Source organism: Niallia sp. MER 6 (genome assembly GCF_023714395.1).
GTDB lineage: Bacteria > Bacillota > Bacilli > Bacillales > Cytobacillaceae > Niallia.
Genome location: NZ_JAMAUK010000134.1, coordinates 1 through 361, shown reverse-complemented (window position 1 = coordinate 361; position 361 = coordinate 1). Strand labels below are relative to the sequence as shown.

The 361-nt window shown below is 34.1% G+C and carries 1 protein-coding gene; it reads left to right on the top strand.

Translation table 11 applies throughout. The features are described from left to right. Nucleotides 1–328, top strand: a 328-nt coding sequence (locus M3600_RS28690) for a zinc ribbon domain-containing protein (RefSeq protein WP_251648605.1), incomplete at its 5' end; no start/stop codon positions are given. Nucleotides 329–361: the final 33 nt, after the last annotated feature.

Below are 361 nucleotides of genomic sequence, written 5' to 3'. Positions count from 1 at the left end.
TCGTCTAATACGAATGGAAGATTTAACAGGCATTAGAAAAACAGCAAAATCAAAGAAAGAAGCAGGTCGAAATCTACATTCTTGGGCACAATATCAACTTCAAACTTTCATTGAATACAAAGCAAAGGTGGAAGGCATGGAAGTTCAATATGTAAATCCTTATAACACATCGCAGATGTGTAAATGTGGTCATATTGATAAAAATAATAGAAACCGTCATCTATTTCAGTGCGAAAAATGTGGATATAAAAGCCATGCAGATGTGAATGCTGGACTTAATATATCAAAATGTGTAAGTGGTATTTCTAAAAAGAAAAAAGCATCCTAACTAGTGTTGTGGTAAAAGCAACACCGCCTGTTT